Source organism: Roseateles sp., assembly GCF_036404855.1.
Lineage (GTDB): Bacteria > Pseudomonadota > Gammaproteobacteria > Burkholderiales > Burkholderiaceae_C > Pelomonas.
On the sequence record NZ_DASWYS010000248.1, the window covers coordinates 1 to 16,892 of the forward strand.

At 68.6% G+C, this 16,892-nt stretch carries 13 protein-coding genes; 5 read left to right on the top strand and 8 right to left on the bottom strand.

Features of this window, described 5'->3' with window-relative positions; translation table 11 throughout:
• The 3 genes from VGF12_RS16390 to VGF12_RS16400 all read right to left on the bottom strand — a co-directional run.
• Positions 1 to 1,422: amidase family protein (locus VGF12_RS16390; RefSeq protein WP_331177115.1), on the bottom strand; the 1,422-nt coding region annotated here is incomplete at its 3' end.
• Positions 1,423 to 1,432: 10 nt separating this feature from the next.
• The gene (locus VGF12_RS16395) at positions 1,433 to 2,173 is read right to left on the bottom strand and encodes a TorF family putative porin (protein ID WP_331177116.1); all 741 of its coding nucleotides are present in this window, start codon (positions 2,171 to 2,173) and stop codon (positions 1,433 to 1,435) included.
• Positions 2,174 to 2,250: 77 nt separating this feature from the next.
• Positions 2,251 to 2,904: a PepSY-associated TM helix domain-containing protein gene (locus VGF12_RS16400; RefSeq protein ID WP_331177117.1), complete on the bottom strand. Its 654-nt coding sequence runs from the start codon at positions 2,902 to 2,904 to the stop codon at positions 2,251 to 2,253.
• A gap of 169 nt (positions 2,905 to 3,073) precedes the next feature.
• Between VGF12_RS16400 and argE the strand changes: the two genes are divergently transcribed.
• From argE to VGF12_RS16420, 4 genes are all read left to right on the top strand, one after another.
• Positions 3,074 to 4,246, top strand: a complete 1,173-nt coding sequence (gene argE / locus VGF12_RS16405) for an acetylornithine deacetylase (protein WP_331177118.1) — start codon at positions 3,074 to 3,076, stop codon at positions 4,244 to 4,246.
• On the top strand, positions 4,243 to 5,556 hold the full coding sequence (locus tag VGF12_RS16410) for an MFS transporter (protein ID WP_331177119.1): 1,314 nt from the start codon (positions 4,243 to 4,245) through the stop codon (positions 5,554 to 5,556). Before argE ends, VGF12_RS16410 begins: the two co-directional genes overlap by 4 nt.
• 81 nt (positions 5,557 to 5,637) lie before the next feature.
• A complete protein-coding gene (locus tag VGF12_RS16415) occupies positions 5,638 to 7,809 on the top strand; it encodes a TonB-dependent siderophore receptor (protein WP_331177120.1) in 2,172 nt (723 codons plus the stop codon).
• A gap of 28 nt (positions 7,810 to 7,837) precedes the next feature.
• Positions 7,838 to 9,133, top strand: coding sequence for a hypothetical protein (locus tag VGF12_RS16420; protein WP_331177121.1), 1,296 nt, complete (start codon positions 7,838 to 7,840; stop codon positions 9,131 to 9,133).
• A gap of 11 nt (positions 9,134 to 9,144) precedes the next feature.
• On the opposite strand, the gene VGF12_RS16425 is transcribed toward VGF12_RS16420, so the two are convergent.
• The 5 genes from VGF12_RS16425 to VGF12_RS16445 form a co-directional block, all read right to left on the bottom strand.
• Positions 9,145 to 10,209, bottom strand: a complete 1,065-nt coding sequence (locus tag VGF12_RS16425; RefSeq protein WP_331177122.1) for an AraC family transcriptional regulator — start codon at positions 10,207 to 10,209, stop codon at positions 9,145 to 9,147.
• A 105-nt stretch (positions 10,210 to 10,314) separates the two neighbouring features.
• A complete protein-coding gene (locus VGF12_RS16430; protein WP_331177123.1) occupies positions 10,315 to 11,220 on the bottom strand; it encodes a hydroxymethylglutaryl-CoA lyase in 906 nt (301 codons plus the stop codon).
• A 32-nt stretch (positions 11,221 to 11,252) separates the two neighbouring features.
• Complete coding sequence (locus tag VGF12_RS16435; protein ID WP_331177124.1) at positions 11,253 to 12,539, bottom strand: hydroxymethylglutaryl-CoA reductase, degradative; 1,287 nt, start codon at positions 12,537 to 12,539, stop codon at positions 11,253 to 11,255.
• Between the two features lie 54 nt (positions 12,540 to 12,593).
• Positions 12,594 to 13,355: an enoyl-CoA hydratase/isomerase family protein gene (locus VGF12_RS16440; protein ID WP_331177125.1), complete on the bottom strand. Its 762-nt coding sequence runs from the start codon at positions 13,353 to 13,355 to the stop codon at positions 12,594 to 12,596.
• On the bottom strand, positions 13,352 to 14,602 hold the full coding sequence (locus tag VGF12_RS16445) for a CoA transferase (RefSeq protein WP_331177126.1): 1,251 nt from the start codon (positions 14,600 to 14,602) through the stop codon (positions 13,352 to 13,354). The genes VGF12_RS16440 and VGF12_RS16445 overlap by 4 nt, the downstream gene beginning before the upstream one ends.
• A gap of 121 nt (positions 14,603 to 14,723) precedes the next feature.
• On the opposite strand from VGF12_RS16445, the gene VGF12_RS16450 reads away from it, so the two are divergent.
• Positions 14,724 to 16,199: a PLP-dependent aminotransferase family protein gene (locus VGF12_RS16450; protein WP_331177127.1), complete on the top strand. Its 1,476-nt coding sequence runs from the start codon at positions 14,724 to 14,726 to the stop codon at positions 16,197 to 16,199.
• Positions 16,200 to 16,892: the final 693 nt, after the last annotated feature.

The window sequence follows — 16,892 nt, forward strand, 5'->3', positions numbered from 1 at the left end:
GGAGGCGAGGCCGACTGCGTTGAGTGCGGGCCAGCGGTCGGCCCAGGGGCAGGCGGTTTCGATTTCGTAAGCGAGGGCCAGCAGGCGGTCCTCCTGGTGCCGGTCGGCCGAGAACATGCTGCCGATGGGCAGGCCCTCGCGGCTGTGGAACAGCGGCAGCGAGATGGCCGGGATGCCGGCCACGTTGTGCAGCGGCGTGTAGGCGATCCACTCGAACATGTCGCTCAGCAGCGTCGCGGCCGGCGCGCTCGGCCCGTACCGGCCCAGCAGCGGCGGCGGCGCGCCGAGCACGGGCGACAACAGCACGTCGAACTGCTGGAAGAAGCCGCTCAGCTGGCTGGGCAGCTTGGCGAACTGGCGGTAGATGTGCTCCAGCGCCGATGTGGGCAGGCCGTTGGCGCGTTCGGCGAGGGCCAGCGTCCAGGGTTCCAGATAGTCCTGAATCCGGTGGCCGCCGATGGACGAGCGGACCGCGTCGACGCTGTCGGCGCTGAGGTGGCTCCACAGGTCCTCGAAGGCGCTGAGCACCGCGTCGCCGTCGACCGGCCAGGTCGCGGCCTGCACGTGGTGGCCGAGAGATTCGCACAGGTCGGCCGTGCGGCGCACCGCGTCGACGACGTCGGCATGCGGGCGCTGGCCGCGTAGGCCGTGGTCGATCACGGCGATGCGCAGCCGGGCCGGCGAGGACTGCTTCACCACGGGCCGTGCGGGGTCGCGATGCGCGGCGGCGAAGCCCCAGGCGGTGTCGCGCACGCTGCGGGACATCAGGCTGTCGCTGACGAGCAGGTCCTCGATGGCATGGCGCGCCCGCACGCGCACGGTGCTGTCGCGCCCGGGCTTGAGGCCGACGATGCCGCAGCAGGCGGCCGGCGTGCGGATGGAGCCGCCACCGTCGCTGCCCTGCGCGAGCGGCACGAGGCCAGCGGCTACGGCGGCGCCGGCACCGCCGCTGGAGCCGGCCGGCGAGTGGGTCACCGACCAGGGATTGCGCGTGACCGGGCCGGCGAGCGGCTCGGTGGAGGCGAGCAGGCCGAACTCGGGCATGGACGTCTTGCCAACGGCGACGAGGCCGGCCTGCTGCAGGCGGTCCGTGTAGGGGTAGCCGCGCTCGATGGTGCGGCCCGTGCGGCTGCGCGAGCAGGACGTCGTGGGCATGCCGGGGTAGTCCAGCGAGTCCTTGGGCAGCCAGGGCACGCCGCGCATCGGCGCCGCGACGGGCAGCGTGAGCAGTTCGCGGCGCGCGAGGGCGTCGGCGCGGTGGCTCATCGACTGCAGTGCGGGTTCGACGGCGTCGATGCGTAGCAGCGCCGCTTCCACGAGGGCCTCGGCGGGCAGCGCGCCGTCGCGCACCAGGCGCGCCTGGTCGTGCGCGTCGAGGCGGCCCAGAGTGAGGGCGTCGGTCAGGGTCAGTTCCGTGGTCATGCGATGGCCCTCAGAACATCACCAGAACTTCGGCGCGTGCCCGCCCACCGGCCCTGTCGCGAGTCAGCAAGCCCGACTGCGAGGCTTTCACGTCGGTGTTGCTGTAGCCGATGGAGTACTGCAAGGAGCCGCTGCGTGCGATCAGCCGCAGGTCGATGTCGTTGTAATTGCCGACCGCCCGGTTGCTGAAGTCGTGGTGGCCCACTGCGACGGAGCCCGTCACCTGCGCGCCCTTCACGGGACCGAAGGGCACGCGCAGGTTGGTGTAGGTGTAGGTCGAGTTGCCGCCCTGGAAGTAGTCCCAGGAGTAGTAGATGCCGACGCCGGTCCGCACCGGACCGAAGTCGTAGACGGCCGACGCGAGCACTTCCTGGAAGTCGAGGGACAGGCTGCTGGACGGACGCTGCCGGTACAGGTAGCCGGTGTTGACGCTCCACGCGCCGTAGCGCTGGCCCCAGCCGACGAAGTAGTCGATCTCGGCCTTGGTGTCGGTGCCCGGCCCGAGGTTGAGGCTGCCGGCCCAGATGCCCGCATACGCGCCGGTGTCGTGGGCCAGCTTCACCTCGGCGCTGATGGCGGCATGGCCGTCCGTCTGCTGCTGGCCGCGAAACATGCGGCTGGTGCCGAACACGGCGCCGGAGCTCCAGTGAAAGGCCGAGGCGGCTGCCGGCTCTTCGGCGGCAGCTGTTAGGGGGAGGCCGACCGATATCAGTCCGGCGAAGACAAGCGTTGCGAGCAGCGTGGATTTCATGCCGCAAGGCTACGCACTCCGCGCCGGGCGTTCTTCGCCAAAGCAGCGCCGGGTTTAGCCAGAACGGGCAGGGCCGGCTAAAGCGCGAAGGCCAGCCCTGCCGCGGTGGCGATGGACAGGCCGAGGAACGCCAGGCCCAGCGTGCGCGTGCGCCGCGTCAGCATCCACAGCGACAGGCCCGACAGCGACAGCAGGATCATGCTGCCGGCCAGCGTGTCGACCAGCAGGATCCACGGCACCTGCATGCCCACGCCCTTGTGCACGTTGGCCAGCGTGGCAACCACCCCGTTCTCGGTGCGGCGCACGCTGACCGCGCGGTTGCCGACCCAGTAGTCGGCCTGGATCAGCAGCTGCGGCGCGTAGAAGTTGAAAGTCCAGTGTTCGGGCTGCGTGGCGGCGGAGGCGTCTGCGGCGCCGTCGTCCGCCCAGGGCACCGGCCGGGACTTCTCGATGCGCACGCTGGTGGGCGCGGCCAGGCCCCCCAGGGCCTGCTGCAGCCAGGCGGCCATGGCCTGGGCGTCGGCCGGCGGCGTGCCCTGGAGCGCGAGGCGGCTTTCCTGGCGTTCGGCGGCAGGGTGCAGCGGGAGGACCGAGCGGTGGTTCAGCCAGATGCCGCTGAAGCCGAACAGCAGGCCCAGCGTCGCGCCCCACAGGCCGATCCAGCCATGGGTCTTGCGCAGCCAGGCAACGAGGCGGGCCCGCGGGGAAGGGGTCGTGCGTGAGGTGGACATCGCGTAAGCCTAACCAAGGCTCCGTGGCCGGGCTTCGCCAAAGCGGCATGGCGCTTCGCCAGACCGGGCGTCGCGGCTGCGCGTTTTCGCTAAGCCGCAGCCCGGTTCGGCATCCCCGATGCAGCGGGGCCCCCATATGCTGACCGAGCCCTCAATATCAGGACTGCTTGTGGCCCGTCTTTCTTCAGGAACCCCCGACAGCGCGCGCCAATGGCTCGAACGGCTGGTTGCGTTCGACACGACCTCGCGAAACTCCAACCTGGCGTTGATCGACGACGTCGAATCCTGGCTCGGCCAACTGGGCGTGCCGTCCACGCGCGTCACCAGTGCCGACGGTGGCAAGGCGAACCTGCTGTTCTCGATCGGCCCGGAATTGCCGGGCGGCGTCGTGCTGTCGGGGCATACCGACGTCGTGCCCATCGACGGCCAGCCCTGGAGCAGCGACCCGTGGACCCTGACCGAGCGGGACGGCAAGCTGTACGGCCGTGGCGCGGTGGACATGAAGGGCTTCATCGCGACCGGGCTGTCGCGCGTGCCCGCGATGCTGGGCGCGCCCCTGAAGCGGCCGGTGCACTTCGCGCTGTCCTATGACGAGGAAGTCGGCCTGCTCGGCGCGCCGGCGCTGATCGAAGCCATGCTCGCCCAGGTGCCCCGGCCCGCCCTCGTCATCGTCGGCGAGCCGACGGGCATGAACATCGTGGACCGGCATAAGGGCATCGTGGGGCTGCGCACCACCGTGCGCGGCCATGAGGCGCATTCGAGCCAGACGCACCTGGGCATCAGTGCCAACATGGTGGCCGCGAAGCTGATGGCGCGCATCACCGAGATCTGCGAGCGCCTGACCCGCACGGCCCCGCCCGCCAACGGCTTCGAGCCGCCGCACACGACGGTCACTGTGGGGCTGGTGCAGGGCGGCACCGCGCCGAACATCCTGGCCGGCAAGTGCGAGTTCATCTGGGACGTCCGCGCGACGACGCCGGCCCAGGCCCAGGCCGTCGTGGCCGAGGTGCTGGACTATGCGACGCAGCTGGAAGCGTCGATGCAGGCGCGCTTCCCGGACTGCTCGATCACCACGGAGACGCTGTCGAACGTGCCCGCGCTGACGGGCGTGGAAGGGGCGCCGGCGCTGGAGCTGGTGTCCAAGCTCATCGACCGCGCCGACCGCCAGGCCGCGTCCTTCGTGACGGAGGCCGGCTTGTTCGAGCTGGCGGTGCTGCCCACGGTCGTGTGCGGCCCGGGCTGGATCGCGCAGGCGCATCAGCCCGACGAGTTCATCGAGATCGCGCAACTCGCCGCCGGCGAGTCGTTCATGGACCGGTTGATCGAAGAGTTGTGCAAATGAGCCAGGCCCCTGCTTCCCTGGAGGCCCGCGAGTCGTTCATCGGCGGCCGCGGCTGGACGCTGGGCATCCTCACGTCGATCTACCTCGTCAACTTCATCGACCGGCAGATCCTGCCCATCCTGCTGCCGCAGGTGAAGGCCGAGTTCGGGCTGTCGGACAGCGCGCTCGGCTTGCTGGTCGGCCCGACCTTCGCGCTGTTCTACGCGACGATGGGCCTGCCGCTGGCGCTGCTCGCCGACCGGGTGGACCGGCGGCGCCTGATCGCGGTCTCGCTAGCGTTGTTCTCAGCGATGACCATGGTCTGCGGCCTGGTGACGCAGTTCTGGCAGCTCGCGGTGGCACGAGTGCTCACGGGTGTTGGCGAGGCCGGCACCGGCCCGGCGTCGCAGACCATGATCACCGACATGTACCCGCCGCAGAAGCGGGCGAGGGCGCAGGCCGTCTACGCGACCGGCGCCAACCTCGGGGTGCTGGTGGCCTTCGCCGCCGGCGGTGCGATCGCGCAGGCCTGGGGCTGGCGCACCGCCTTCATCGTCGCGGGCCTGCCGGGGCTGGTGTTGACCGTCATCCTGCTCACCACGGTGCGCAATCCGGCGCGCGGTGCGCACGACGGCCGGGCCGCCCAGGCCGGCGCGGTGCCGCTCGGCACGGTGATGCGCCAGCTCTGGCGCAGCCGCGCCTTCCGCTGGACGGCGTTCGGCGCCTGCACGACCTGCTTCACCGCCTACTCGCTGAGCAGCTTCTTCCCGCTGTTCCTGTCGCGCAGCCACGGCATGTCGACGCGCGAGATCGGCCTGGCGATGGCACTGCTCATCGGCGTCTGCGGTGGCCTGGCGACCTACTTCGCCGGCCATCTCGCCGACCGGCTCGGCCGCCGCGACCGGCGCTGGTACTCATGGGTGCCGGCCCTCGCCGCGCTGGCGCCGCTGCCGCTGGCGCCGATCTGCTTCCTCGCGCCGGACACGGGGCTGGCGCTGGCGGCTGCCGTCGTGCCGCTGTCGCTGACGGCGGCCTTCATCGGCCCGACGATCACGCTGATCCAGCAACTGGTGCCGGTGCGCAGCCGCGCCACGGCGGTGGCCACGCTGATCCTCATCGACAACATCGTCGGGCTCGGTCTGGGGCCGCAGTTCGTCGGCATCGCCAGCGACCTGTTGACGCCGTCGTTGGGCACCGATGCCTTGCGCTACGCCCTGCTGGCGGCGACGGGCGGATCGGTTGTGTCGTTCGTGGGATTCTTCATGGCGGCGCGCCACATGCGCGCCGAGGTTGAGCAGCAGGAAGCGGATGCGTCGGCATCGAATGGCTAAGTGGGTGCTTCGATCCGCCAATCATTCCGCGGCGCATGTTGTCACAGTCGTGTCAAAACTCAACCACTCATCGAAACCCAGATGACCTACCCCGTCCGCAAGAAGATGTCGACCGCCATTGCCCTGGCATTCATGGTGACTCCCACGTTCGCGCAGACCGCCGCCAGCGGCACGGAAGCGCCCGCCCCGCGGGGTGAGGCGGATTCGTCGAGGACGAACCTGGACACGGTGACCGTGACCGGCGCGCGCGTGAACCGCGTCAGCAGCGGCGCGACCAACCTCGACCTGGAGGCCAAGGACACGCCGCAGTCGATCAGCTTCATCACGCAGGAGCAGCTTTCGAAGTTCGGCGTCACCGACGTCAACGACGCGTTGCGGTTGACCACCGGCGTGCGGGTCGAGCAGATCCAGACCAACCTGACGCGCTTCGTGGCGCGCGGCTTCGAGATCAAGAACACGCAGATCGACGGCGTCGGCATGCCCAATGGCTGGGGCGCGGTGACGGGCGCGATGGACAGCTTCGGCTACGAGAAGCTGGAAGTGATCCGCGGCGCCAACGGCCTGCTCACGGGCACCGGCAACGCGTCGGGCACGATCAACTACGTGCGCAAGCGCCCGACCAACAACACCACCGGCTCGGTGGGCGTGAGCTATGGCTCGTGGGACACCAAGCGCATCGAGGGCGACTACTCCACGCCGCTGACCGCCGACGGCAGCTGGGCCGGCCGCGTGGTAGCGGCGCGCGAGGAGGGCGGCTCGCACCTGCGCGACTTCGAGAAGGACCGCAACTTCGTCTACGGCGTGGTGGACGGGCAGATCGGCGACCATGGCGTGCTGTCCGTCGGCTTCTCGCGCCAGCAGGCGGACACGACCGGCAACATGTGGGGCCAGCTGACCTTCGTCGACAACTCGGGCAAGCAGTTGGAGTGGGACCGCAGTGCCTCAGCGACGCAGGACTGGACCTACTGGAACACGAAGACGCAGACCGGCTTCGTCGAGTACACGCACGACCTCTCGAGCGACTGGCGTGCGAAGGCCTCGTACAACTACCGCAGCTCCGACAACGACTCGGCGCTGTTCATGGCCTACTCTGTCACCGGCCTGAACCCGACGACCCACACGGGCCTGACGGGCTGGGCGTACAAGAGCAATTCGTCCAGCAGCGCCGACCTGTTCGACCTGTCCATCAACGGCAAGTTCATGGCGCTGGGCCGCCGGCATGAGGCGACGTTCGGCGTCAACTGGTCCAGCAGCAAGAGCGTCGAGCACTACAACCCGACGTCCTTCGCCGGCCCGGCCTTCGGCGCGCTGCCCGCGTTTCCGTACGCCGGCAATGCGATCCCCGAGCCGACCTGGGGCGGGAGCGTCTTCTACACCTCGCTGGACCAACGCATCAAGCGAGCCTACGGCGTGACGCGGCTGTCCGTGGCGACCGACCTGCATGCCATCCTCGGCGTCAACTGGACGCAGTACCACCGCGAAGGCATCGACGCCGCGGCGGCGCCGTTCAGCCAGACCGTGACCAACACCAGCCCCTACGTCGGCATGAGCTACGACTTCACCCCGTCGGTGATGGGCTACGCGAACTACTCGTACATCTTCCAGCCGCAGGAGCAGCTCAATGAGTTCCGCCAGTACTCGGAGGCCAGCAAGGGCACCAACTACGAGATCGGCGTGAAAGCCGAGTGGCTGGACAAGCGCCTGCTGACGACGGCTGCGATCTTCGATGCCAAGCAGCAGGGGCTGGCGACCTACGCCGGCACGAAGTTCCTGGAAGGCTACGCGTTCGGCTACTACCTGCCCGTCGACATCCGCGCCCGCGGCCTCGAACTGGAGGCCGCCGGCAAGATCAGCCGCGACACCGACCTGGTGCTGGGCTACACGCACCTGAACATGTCGAGGATGTCCGGGACGATCGGGCTGGTCGGCGGCGAGGCCTATCCCTGGGTGCCGCGCCACCTGCTCAACCTGACGCTGTCCACCCGCGTGCCGAGCGTGCCCAGCCTGTCGCTGGGCGTCAACGCGCGCTGGCAGAGCGGTACGTTCAACGAGGACGTCTACAGCAAGTTCATCGTTCGCCAGTCCAAGTACGGCGTGCTCAACGCGTTCGCCTCCTGGGAGATCCAGCCGGGCCTGACACTGCGTGCCAACATCAATAACATCGGCGACAAGAAGTACATCGCCAGCCTCTACGCCGCCAGTTACTACGCCGCGCCGCGCAGCTACAACGCGTCGCTGAACTGGCGCTTCTGAGTGGCCTGATTTGCCCAAGGAGTCCGCCATGCCCGTCCGCTCAGCGCTTGTCAGTCTCATCTTGCTGGCGGCGCTCGCGGCAGGCGCCGCACCGGGCTTGCCGGCGCCGGACGGCGCCTTCGGCGTCGGCGTGATCCGCGGGGAGTTCGTCGACGACACCCGCCGCCTGAATGTCGAGGCGCCGGACAGCGGGCCGCGGCGGCTGCCGAGCCTGGTGTGGTATCCGGCCGAGAAAGGCGCTGGCGGCGATGCGGCCTACCTCGACCCGGACGCGGCGGCCACCACGCTGGCGGCGCTGGGGCGCACCTTCGGCTTCAGCGAGGATGACCTGAAGCCGATTGCCGCGGCGCGTGTCGCGGCGCGGGCCGGCGCGCACCCGCTGCGTGGCCCGGGCGCCTTCCCCGTCGTCGTCTTCAGCCACGGCCTGCTGCTGTATCCCGAGCAGAACAGCGCGCTCGCCGCGCGCTTGGCGAGCCACGGCTACATCGTCGTGTCGACCGCGCATCCGCTGGATGCGGCCGACCAGCGGCTCCAGGACGGCCGCGTCATCCCCCCCAACTTCTCGGTGGCGAAGGACGACGCGCGCTTCGCGCCGGCCTTCGACACGCTCGTGAATGGGGCCGATCTGGTCGACCGGCGCCGGGCGCTCGGTGTCTATGCCGAATCGATTGCGCGGTCCCGCATCGGCCGCTCGCTGGCCGAATGGCGCGCCGACACGCTGGCCGTGGCGCGCGCAATCATCGACGGCCACGAGCCGGAGGCGATGCGCGAGGTGCTGGCCTCGGCCGACCGCTCGCGCCTGGCCTTTGCGGGCATGTCCTTTGGCGGCGCCACGTCGGCCACGGCCTGCAGGCGGCTGAAGGAGTGTCGGGCCGCGGTGAACCTGGACGGGCAGAACTTCGATCCCGAGCTGTTCGATGCGCCGGTGGGCCGACCGCTGCTGCTGCTGCTGAGCGACTGGACGCGCTATGGCCTGTTCAAGGGGCAGTCGCGGGACGCGGATTTCAGCCCCAATGACCTGGCCTACGAACCGTGGCAATCGGCGGGCGGCGACCCGGCGGTGGTGCGCGTGCGCCTGGTGGGCAGCCGGCACATGGGCTTCACCGACTTTGCCGCGCTGCTGGGCGGCGACAAGCGCGATGCCCGCGTGGGCGAGATCGACGGCCGGGAGGCACTGTCGGCCGTGAGCGACCTGGTGCTGGCGTTCCTGGACACGCAATTGCGCGGCGCGGATGCCGCCCGGGTGCAGCAGGCGCTGCAGCGTCACCCCGGCGTCCTGCAGCGTCATGTGCCGGCACGCATGCGGGGCTGGCGCCGCCACTGAGCCCTGGGGCGTCAGCCTGCCTGGGCGAAGGCCGACTCACCGACGTTGCGCGGCAGCGTGCTCGTGCGGACCAGCGTGGGGCTGGAGCCGTAGGCCAGCTTGAAGGCCCGCGCGAAGCTGCCCGGGCATTCGTAGCCGCATTCGATGGCGATGTCGAGCATCGACATGTCGCTCTTGCTCACCAGCACCATCGCCTTCGACAGGCGGACCTGCTTGTAGACCTGCCCGACGCTGCCGCGGAACAGCACTTGGAAACCGTGCTGCAGCTTCTTGACGGTCATGCCGACCGTGGCGGCCAGATCGGCCACGCTTAGGGGCTCGTCGAGGTTGGTCTCGATGAGCTGGCGCGCGAGCTTGATCTTCTCGATGTCGGTGCGGCGCAGCATGGGGCCGTTGGCATCGACGTCCTCGGCATGGGACTGGATCACCGAGCAGACGATCTCCAGGGCCTTGGCAATGAGGTAGAGCCGCCGCAGTTCGCCCTCGTAGGGGCACTCGAACACCTGCGTGGCCGCGATGCTGGCGCCGCTGCCCAGCGGCACGTGGCTCAGCCCGATGGGCGTGCGGTGGTGGATGTAGTCGCGGAAGATGGCCGGCAGCGCGTCGACGTCGATGCCCAGCACATCCTGTATGCGGTCGCAGCGCAGGAAGATGGACACGTAGCGCAGCGGGCGGTTGGCCTCGTAGACGGTGTGCACCGCGTCGCCGCGCGACAGGCCAAAATAGGTGCAGAAGCCGTGCGCCAGGTCGTCGCCGATGGGGTCGTCGCCCGCGGAGATGGTGCTGCGGCCTTCCAGCATCGCGCAGAACACGAGGTGATCGTCGTGGCGGTGCGAGCGCGAGATCGGGCATGCGGCGCGAAAGTCGACGACCGCCACCGACAGGGCGTCGTTGAGCTGGTGGAACTCCCAGCCGCCGTCGCCGACGCCTTCGCCATACCGATGGCGGAAGCCCTGGCCCGACTTGAGCGGTTCGCGCCAGCCGTCGGACTGCGTGGTGCCTCGCCAGCGGATGGCTTCCGCGGGCTGGTCGGCACAGTAGAGCATCTCTTCGATGGTGCGATCGCTGAGGTTCATGAAACTTCCTTGCGCATGCATTTGCAGATTCCGTGCCATGGCCGTCATCGTCTCCGAAGCCCGGCCACGCCGCCAGTAGGAATGATGCGGGGCCGCGGGCCGGTTTCAGCCCGCAGCGGCGCAATCGGCGCGCAGCGCCTGCCGGACCCGGGAGGTGGGCGTCCGGCCGAGCTGCGCGTTGATGTAGTCACCGGCGTCCAGCAGCAGCTTCATGTCGATGCCCGTCGGGAAGCCGAGGCCCTCCATCAGGTAGACCACGTCCTCGGTCGGGACGTTGCCCGAGGCGCCAGGCGCGTACGGGCAGCCGCCGAGGCCGGCGACCGAGCTGTCGAAGGTCCGCAGGCCCAACTCCAACGCACTGCTGATATTGGCGATGGCCATGCCGAAGGTGTCGTGGAAATGGCCCGCCAACTGCGCGGGCAGGATGTTGCGCAGGCAGGCGTCGAGCAGTGCACGGGTCGTGCGGGGATTGCCTTTGCCGATGGTGTCGCCCAGTGCCACTTCATGGCAGCCCATGTCGAGCATCTGCCGGGCCAGCGCGGCAACCTGGGCCGGTTCGACGTCGCCCTCGTAAGGGCAGCCGAGCACGCACGATACATAGCCGCGCACACGCATCCCATGGGCCTGCGCATGTTCGGCGACGGCGCCGAACCGCTGCAAGCTCTCGGCGATGGAGCAGTTGATGTTGCGCTGTGAGAAGGTCTCCGATGCGGCGCCGAACACCGCCACCTCCTTGCATCCCGCGGCCAGCGCGGCTTCCAGCCCCTTCAGGTTGGGCGTGAGGGCGCTGTAGTGGATGCCCGCTGCGCGCGGCAAGCGCCGCATCAGCTCGTCGCTGCCAGCCATCTGCGGCACCCAGCGGGGCGACACGAAGCTGGCAGCCTCGATGTGCGCCAAGCCGGCCGCCGCGAGCCGTTCGATCAGGCCCAGCTTGATGTCGACGCCGATGGGGCGCGTCTCGTTCTGCAGCCCGTCGCGGGGACCCACCTCGACGATCTTCACGACGTCCATGTCTGCCTCCGGTTCGCGGGCATCGCGTGGGCTCAGCGCCCGCGCAGCTCTTCGAGGATGGCGACGGCGCGGTCCGTGCGGACGTCGTGCTCGGCGGCGAGCCGCCTGGCCACGGCGTCGATCTCGTCGCCCACGGCCCCCGCCACCAGCGCGATGTTGCGGGCGTGCAGTGCCATGTGGCCGCGCTGTATGCCCTCGGTTGCCAGCGCGCGCAATGCGCCGAGGTTCTGGGCCAGGCCCACGGCGGCGCAGACCTCGCCAAGCTCCTGGGCCGACCTGACGTCCATCACCTTGAGTGCCAGGCGGGCCAGCGGGTGCGTCTTGGTCGCACCGCCGACCAGGCCCACCGGCATCGGCAGCTCGATGCTGCCCACCAGCGCGCCGCTCCGGTCCTTCTCCCAGGTCGTCAGCGACGTGTAGCGGCCACCGCGCACGGCATAGGCATGGGCACCGGCTTCGACAGCACGCCAATCGTTGCCGGTGGCGACGATGATCGGGTCGATGCCGTTCATGATGCCCTTGTTGTGGGTGGCGGCCCGGTAGGGGTCAACGGCGGCGAAGGTGTAGGCGTCGATGACGCCTTCGATGATGTCCTCGCCGCTCCGTTCCTTGGTCTTCAGCACCTCGGCCGTCAGTCGCACCCGAGCGCGCGCCAGGCGGAGGTCGGCCAGGTTCGACAGGATGCGCAGGCGCACGGTGCCGCCGGTCAGCTGTTCCACGAGGGGAGAGACAGCCTCGGCCATCGTGTTGACGGTGTTGGCGCCCATGGCGTCGCGCACGTCGACGATCAGGTGCATCACGACCATCGGGCCCCGTGCCGTATCCGGGAACACATGGACCTCGATGTCGCGGCAGCCGCCACCTAGTCCGATCAGCACTTTGTCGCGGCTGTTGGCCACGTCGAGGATCCGGGCTCGCTGGCGCAGCAGCGCCTGGCGCGCGCCGTAGGGGTCGCCGAGGCCCAGTACCTGGACCTGGGCACGCATGAGCGGTCCGGTGCTGGAGGTCTCGAAGCCGCCACAGTCGCGGGCCAGCTTGGCCATGAAGGATGCGGCCGCGACGATAGAGGGCTCCTCCACCACCATGGGCACGATGACGTCCCGCCCGTTCAGCTGGAAGTTGCCCGCGACGGCCATGGGCAGCTCGAAGGTGCCGATGACGTTCTCGATCATGCCGTTGGCGCGGTCGATGTTCAGTGCGCCGGGCTGGCCGAGCAGCGTGAGGTCGTCGTTGTCGAGCTCGCAGGCCGAGGCCAGATGCGCCAGGCGTTGCTGCGGCGTGAGGGCTCGGAAATTGGGTAGGCGGGAATCGGCAGCCATGAGGGCTTATCTCCTGTGTGGACGATGGGGGAAGCGGCGCGGGTGGGCGCGGCGTCAGTAGGTCAGCTGTTCGCCGCGAGCAAATGCCTGGAGGCCTCGCTGAGCGTCGTCGCTCGTGAACGCCAACTGACCCAGCTCGGCCTCGCGCGCGAAAGCCTGGTTCAGCGGCAGATCGGCCAGCTCGCGCACGGCGCGTTTGGTGATGCTCAGGGCCATAGGGCTGAGCCGGGCAGCCGCCATGGCGAGCTCGAGCGCCTGGTTCAGGCAGTCCTTGGGCCGTGTGACGCGGTTGACCACGCCCATGCGCAGCATGTCCGCGGCGCTGAAGCGCCCCGCCGTCAGCAGCAGCTCCATGGCATGCGCCCGCGAGATTTGCCGCGTGAGGCGCGCCAGCGTGCCGCCGGCGGGCACGATGCCCAGCGAGACCTCGGGCAGGCTGAAGATTGCCGCATCGCTGGCGATGCGGATGTCCGTCGCCAGCATGATCTCGAAGCCGCCTCCCATGCACAGGCCGTTGATAGCCGCGATGAGGGGCTTGTCCACGTTGACATGCTTCAGGTGGGCCGGGTCCCAGGCTGAGATGTCGATGTCGTTGCGAGCGAGGGCGGGGATGGATTCGCTCAGGTCCGCACCCACGCAGAACGAGCGGTTGCCGGCGCCGGTCAGCACTATGGCGCGCACATGGGGGTCTTCTCCGGCCTGCTGGAAGGCCTCGCCAAGCGCCGCGTACATCGAGAGCGTGAGGGCATTGAGCTTGGCGGGGCGGTCGAATGTGATGAGGGCCACCCGATCCTGGACGTCGTAGCCGATGCTCACGATAGGACTCCCGCATGTCGCAGCGCGTCGAACCTGGTCTTGTCCACCGACAGCCAGCCGCGGTACACCGCCTCGTTGTCTTCACCCAGAAGCGGTGCGCGTGAGTCGGTGGGCGGGGTGACTGCCGATAGGTGTACGGCCGACGAGAAGACGCTGGCTTCTGCAGCGCCGTGCTTCACCTGCGTCAGCATGTGGCGGGCCCGGACGTGAGGGTCGCCGACCACCTCGGCGATGTTTCTGATCGCTGTCAGCGGGAAGCGGTCGCCCGCCAGCGCCTCCAGCTCGGCCTTGGTCCGCGACTGGAGCCAGCCCTCGACCAGGGGGCGGACACGCCGCTCGTACACCTCGGTGCCAAAGCGCTTCTGCATGGTGTCGATCTCGGGGTCGTCGGCCAATTGCGGCTCGTTGAACGCCGTGCAGGCCTCCCGCCAGAATTTGTCCGTGTAGGCACCGAAGAAGACGTACCCGTCCTGGCATGCAAAGCGCCCGTAGGGCCGCACGAAGGGGTGTTCATTGCCCAGGGGCGCGGCCACCTTGCCCGTCGTGAAGTAGTCGACGACGGCGTTCTCGGTCAGCGTGAGTACAGCATCCTGCTGCGCGATGTCCACGAGCTGGCCGGTGCCGGTTCGCTCCGCCTGGCGCAACGCGGCAAGCGTGCCGAAGGCCGCGTAGAGCGAGGCCGCCAGGTCGCCGATGATGGTGCCGACCCGTGTCGGGTTGCCGGGGGAGCCGTTCATGGACCACAACCCGCCGGCGGCCTGCGCGGTGTTGTCGAAGGCGGGGCGGGACGAGTACGGTCCCGTCTGCCCGAAGCCGCTGATGGCCGTGAACACCAGCCGGGGATTGACTTCCCGGAGCGCCGCATAGCCCAGACCCAGCCGGTCCATCGTGCCGGGGCGGAAGTTCTCCACCACGACGTGGGCGCGCGCCACCATGTCGAGAAAGAGTGCCCGGCCGTCGGACTTCTTGAGGTCGAGGGTGACGCCCAGCTTGTGGCGGTTGTACTGGGCGAAGAAGCCGCTCAGCGCCGGCTCGCCGGGCGCATCCAGCATGGGCGGGAAGGTCCGCACATAGTCGGGATCAGAGGGGCTCTCGATCTTGATGACCGTCGCGCCCTGGTCCGCCAGCATCATGGTGCAGTAGGGGCCGGCGACGACCCGGGTGAGGTCGAGCACGACAACGCCGTTGAGGGGGCCGGAAACCGGGGCCTCGGGCAGTTGGCCAGCAGGTTTCGAGTTTATGGACATGGGCGATTTCTCCGAGCCGCAGCCGCCAGCGGGCCAGCTTTGATCGAGAAACTGTATTCAGCGGCAGCACTCTCCATGGGTACACTTTCATGGTGACACCTACGGAACTGTCTGGGAACAGTTGTCGGGCCGACGCACCATCCCGAGGGGGTGCGGCGGATGGCTGACTCTTAGGGGAAAACACTTGGCGAACCCGACTTCGAAGACGGACGACTTGGCACAGACCCTGAGGCGGCAGATTGCTGCAGGTGAGTTCGTGGCCGGGGACCGGCTGCCGTCGATCCGAAGCCTGGCAGCGCGGCATGGCCTGGCCAAGAACACCGTCATCGAGGCCTATGACAGCTTGGTGGCCAGTGGCGAGGTCGAGCCTCGGCGGGGATCGGGCTTTTATGTGCGGGCCGTACCCGCGTCAGCGGCCAGGGAGGATGAGCCCAATCTGCTCGACCGCGCGATGGACACGGTCTGGATCCTGCGCGAGCAGCTGAACAACGACCCGGCGCATCTGGCGATTGGCCATGGCATCCCGCCGGCGCGGTGGTTCGACGACGCTCGCATTGAGCGCATTCGGCAGCGGTTCGCGCGCGGCGCGCCGGATGCGCTGTTCCAGTACGGGCACCGCTTCGGCCATCGCCCCCTGCGTGAGACGCTCGAGCGACGGCTGCATGCACTGGGCATAGTTGCCCCGTCGAATCAGATCCTGCTGACGCTGGGAGCCAACGAGGCGATGGACCTGGTGGTTCGCGGCACGATGCGGCCGGGAGACGCGGCCCTGGTCGATGAGCCGGGCTACTACCCGCTGTACGGCAAGTTGGCGCTGCATGGTGTCAAGGCAGTCGGCGTGCCGCGCCAGGCCGACGGACCAAATGTCGACGCCTTCGAGCAACTGGCCGCAACCAGCGGGGCCAGGACCTTCTTCACCCAGTCGATCGGCCATAACCCCACAGGCTCCGACACCTCGCCGGCCAAGGCCTATCGACTCCTGCAGATCGCCGAACGCCATGGCATCACCATCGTCGAGAACGATGCAGCCGGCGACCTGAAGCCCGCCGGAGCCATGCGTCTATGCACGTTGGACCAGTTGCGGCGCACGGTTTACATCGGCAGCGTCACGAAGACCATCGGGCCAGCGCTGCGAGTCGGTTTCATCGCCGCGGAGCAGGGGCTGGTCGAGCGGCTGGCCGACCTCAAGATGCTGATCCACGTCAGCAACCCCGAGTACGCCGAGCGCGTCGTTGACGCCGTGCTGGGGTCGCCCGAGCACCCGCGTTTCCTGGCGAGCCTGCACGAACAGGTGGCGAGGGAGACCCGTCATGCGGTCAAGATCCTGACGGGGCTGGGTGCGGAGCTCTTCTGCGTGCCGACGCATTCCCTCTACTTATGGGCACGCTTTCCCTGGGCGCCTGACGCGCTGGCGCTGGCCAAGTCCCTCACTAAGGACCAGATCGCCTTGGCACCAGGTGTCTTCTTCTTGATTGACGGTAGATCGCCGACCGAGTGGAGCCGCTTCAACACAGGTTATGTCGTCGATCCACGCTTTGCGAAGGCTATGCTGAAGTACCGTCCGGCGTCGGTGGCCAAAACCATTGGTCCTGTCTAGGCGAAGATTAGACCTCTATGCTTGATTGATATTTGGCTAGCAAAGGCAATTCGCCATCCGTCGTTCTATTGACGGCTGGCTGGTTCTTTGGAGAGAGAAGCCGCTGGGCATGCTGATGCATGTAACTCAGGGCCAAACCGCTACGGCAACGGGTGGGATACACGTTGAAAGGCTGGTTTCGGGCGCTGATTTCAGCAACGCGAGCGACCGCAAACGCAAAGGTGCCGCTCGTGCGGGACCGCCGTCGGTGCTCATGAGCACTGGATCGCTCACCGTGCTGAACTGGATGCTCGCGTCCCCCGGAATACGGAGAAGGCTCTCGGCCTGCCAAGGTTCATGTCCAACTAGGCCGGGGCACGCCCGAAGGCTGCTCTTCATCGTGGAGACGCGGGTGATCGACCAGGCGCAGGGATTCTCGGTTGCGCAGGCTCGGGAAATCGCGGTGCAGGTATTGCATGCGGGCTAGATCTCCCAAGCACAGTGACCGCAAGCGCGTTGCCGTTGCGTTGGTGAGCGCTCGCGGCGGGCGCCAAGGAAGGCGGGGGCAGATGCAGATCGGCATAGGGGGCCTCCTTGAGGAGGCGCCCCTGCCACACCACCTGGCATGCGGGTCCGCACCAGGCGGTTCGAGAGCTTGAGGTCAGGAGAGTCGGGGCAGGCCAAGTCGGTCGAACGACGCAATTCCCAGGACCG

Excerpts from the sequence above, each read along its gene's own strand:
- VGF12_RS16395 (WP_331177116.1), bottom strand. The coding sequence starts at position 2,173 with ATGAAATCCACGCTGCTCGCAACGCTTGTCTTCGCCGGACTGATATCG.
- VGF12_RS16400 (WP_331177117.1), bottom strand. The coding sequence starts at position 2,904 with ATGTCCACCTCACGCACGACCCCTTCCCCGCGGGCCCGCCTCGTTGCC.
- VGF12_RS16410 (WP_331177119.1), top strand. The coding sequence starts at position 4,243 with ATGAGCCAGGCCCCTGCTTCCCTGGAGGCCCGCGAGTCGTTCATCGGC.
- VGF12_RS16415 (WP_331177120.1), top strand. The coding sequence starts at position 5,638 with ATGACCTACCCCGTCCGCAAGAAGATGTCGACCGCCATTGCCCTGGCA.
- VGF12_RS16420 (WP_331177121.1), top strand. The coding sequence starts at position 7,838 with ATGCCCGTCCGCTCAGCGCTTGTCAGTCTCATCTTGCTGGCGGCGCTC.
- VGF12_RS16425 (WP_331177122.1), bottom strand. The coding sequence starts at position 10,209 with ATGAACCTCAGCGATCGCACCATCGAAGAGATGCTCTACTGTGCCGAC.
- VGF12_RS16430 (WP_331177123.1), bottom strand. The coding sequence starts at position 11,220 with ATGGACGTCGTGAAGATCGTCGAGGTGGGTCCCCGCGACGGGCTGCAG.
- VGF12_RS16435 (WP_331177124.1), bottom strand. The coding sequence starts at position 12,539 with ATGGCTGCCGATTCCCGCCTACCCAATTTCCGAGCCCTCACGCCGCAG.
- VGF12_RS16445 (WP_331177126.1), bottom strand. The coding sequence starts at position 14,602 with ATGTCCATAAACTCGAAACCTGCTGGCCAACTGCCCGAGGCCCCGGTT.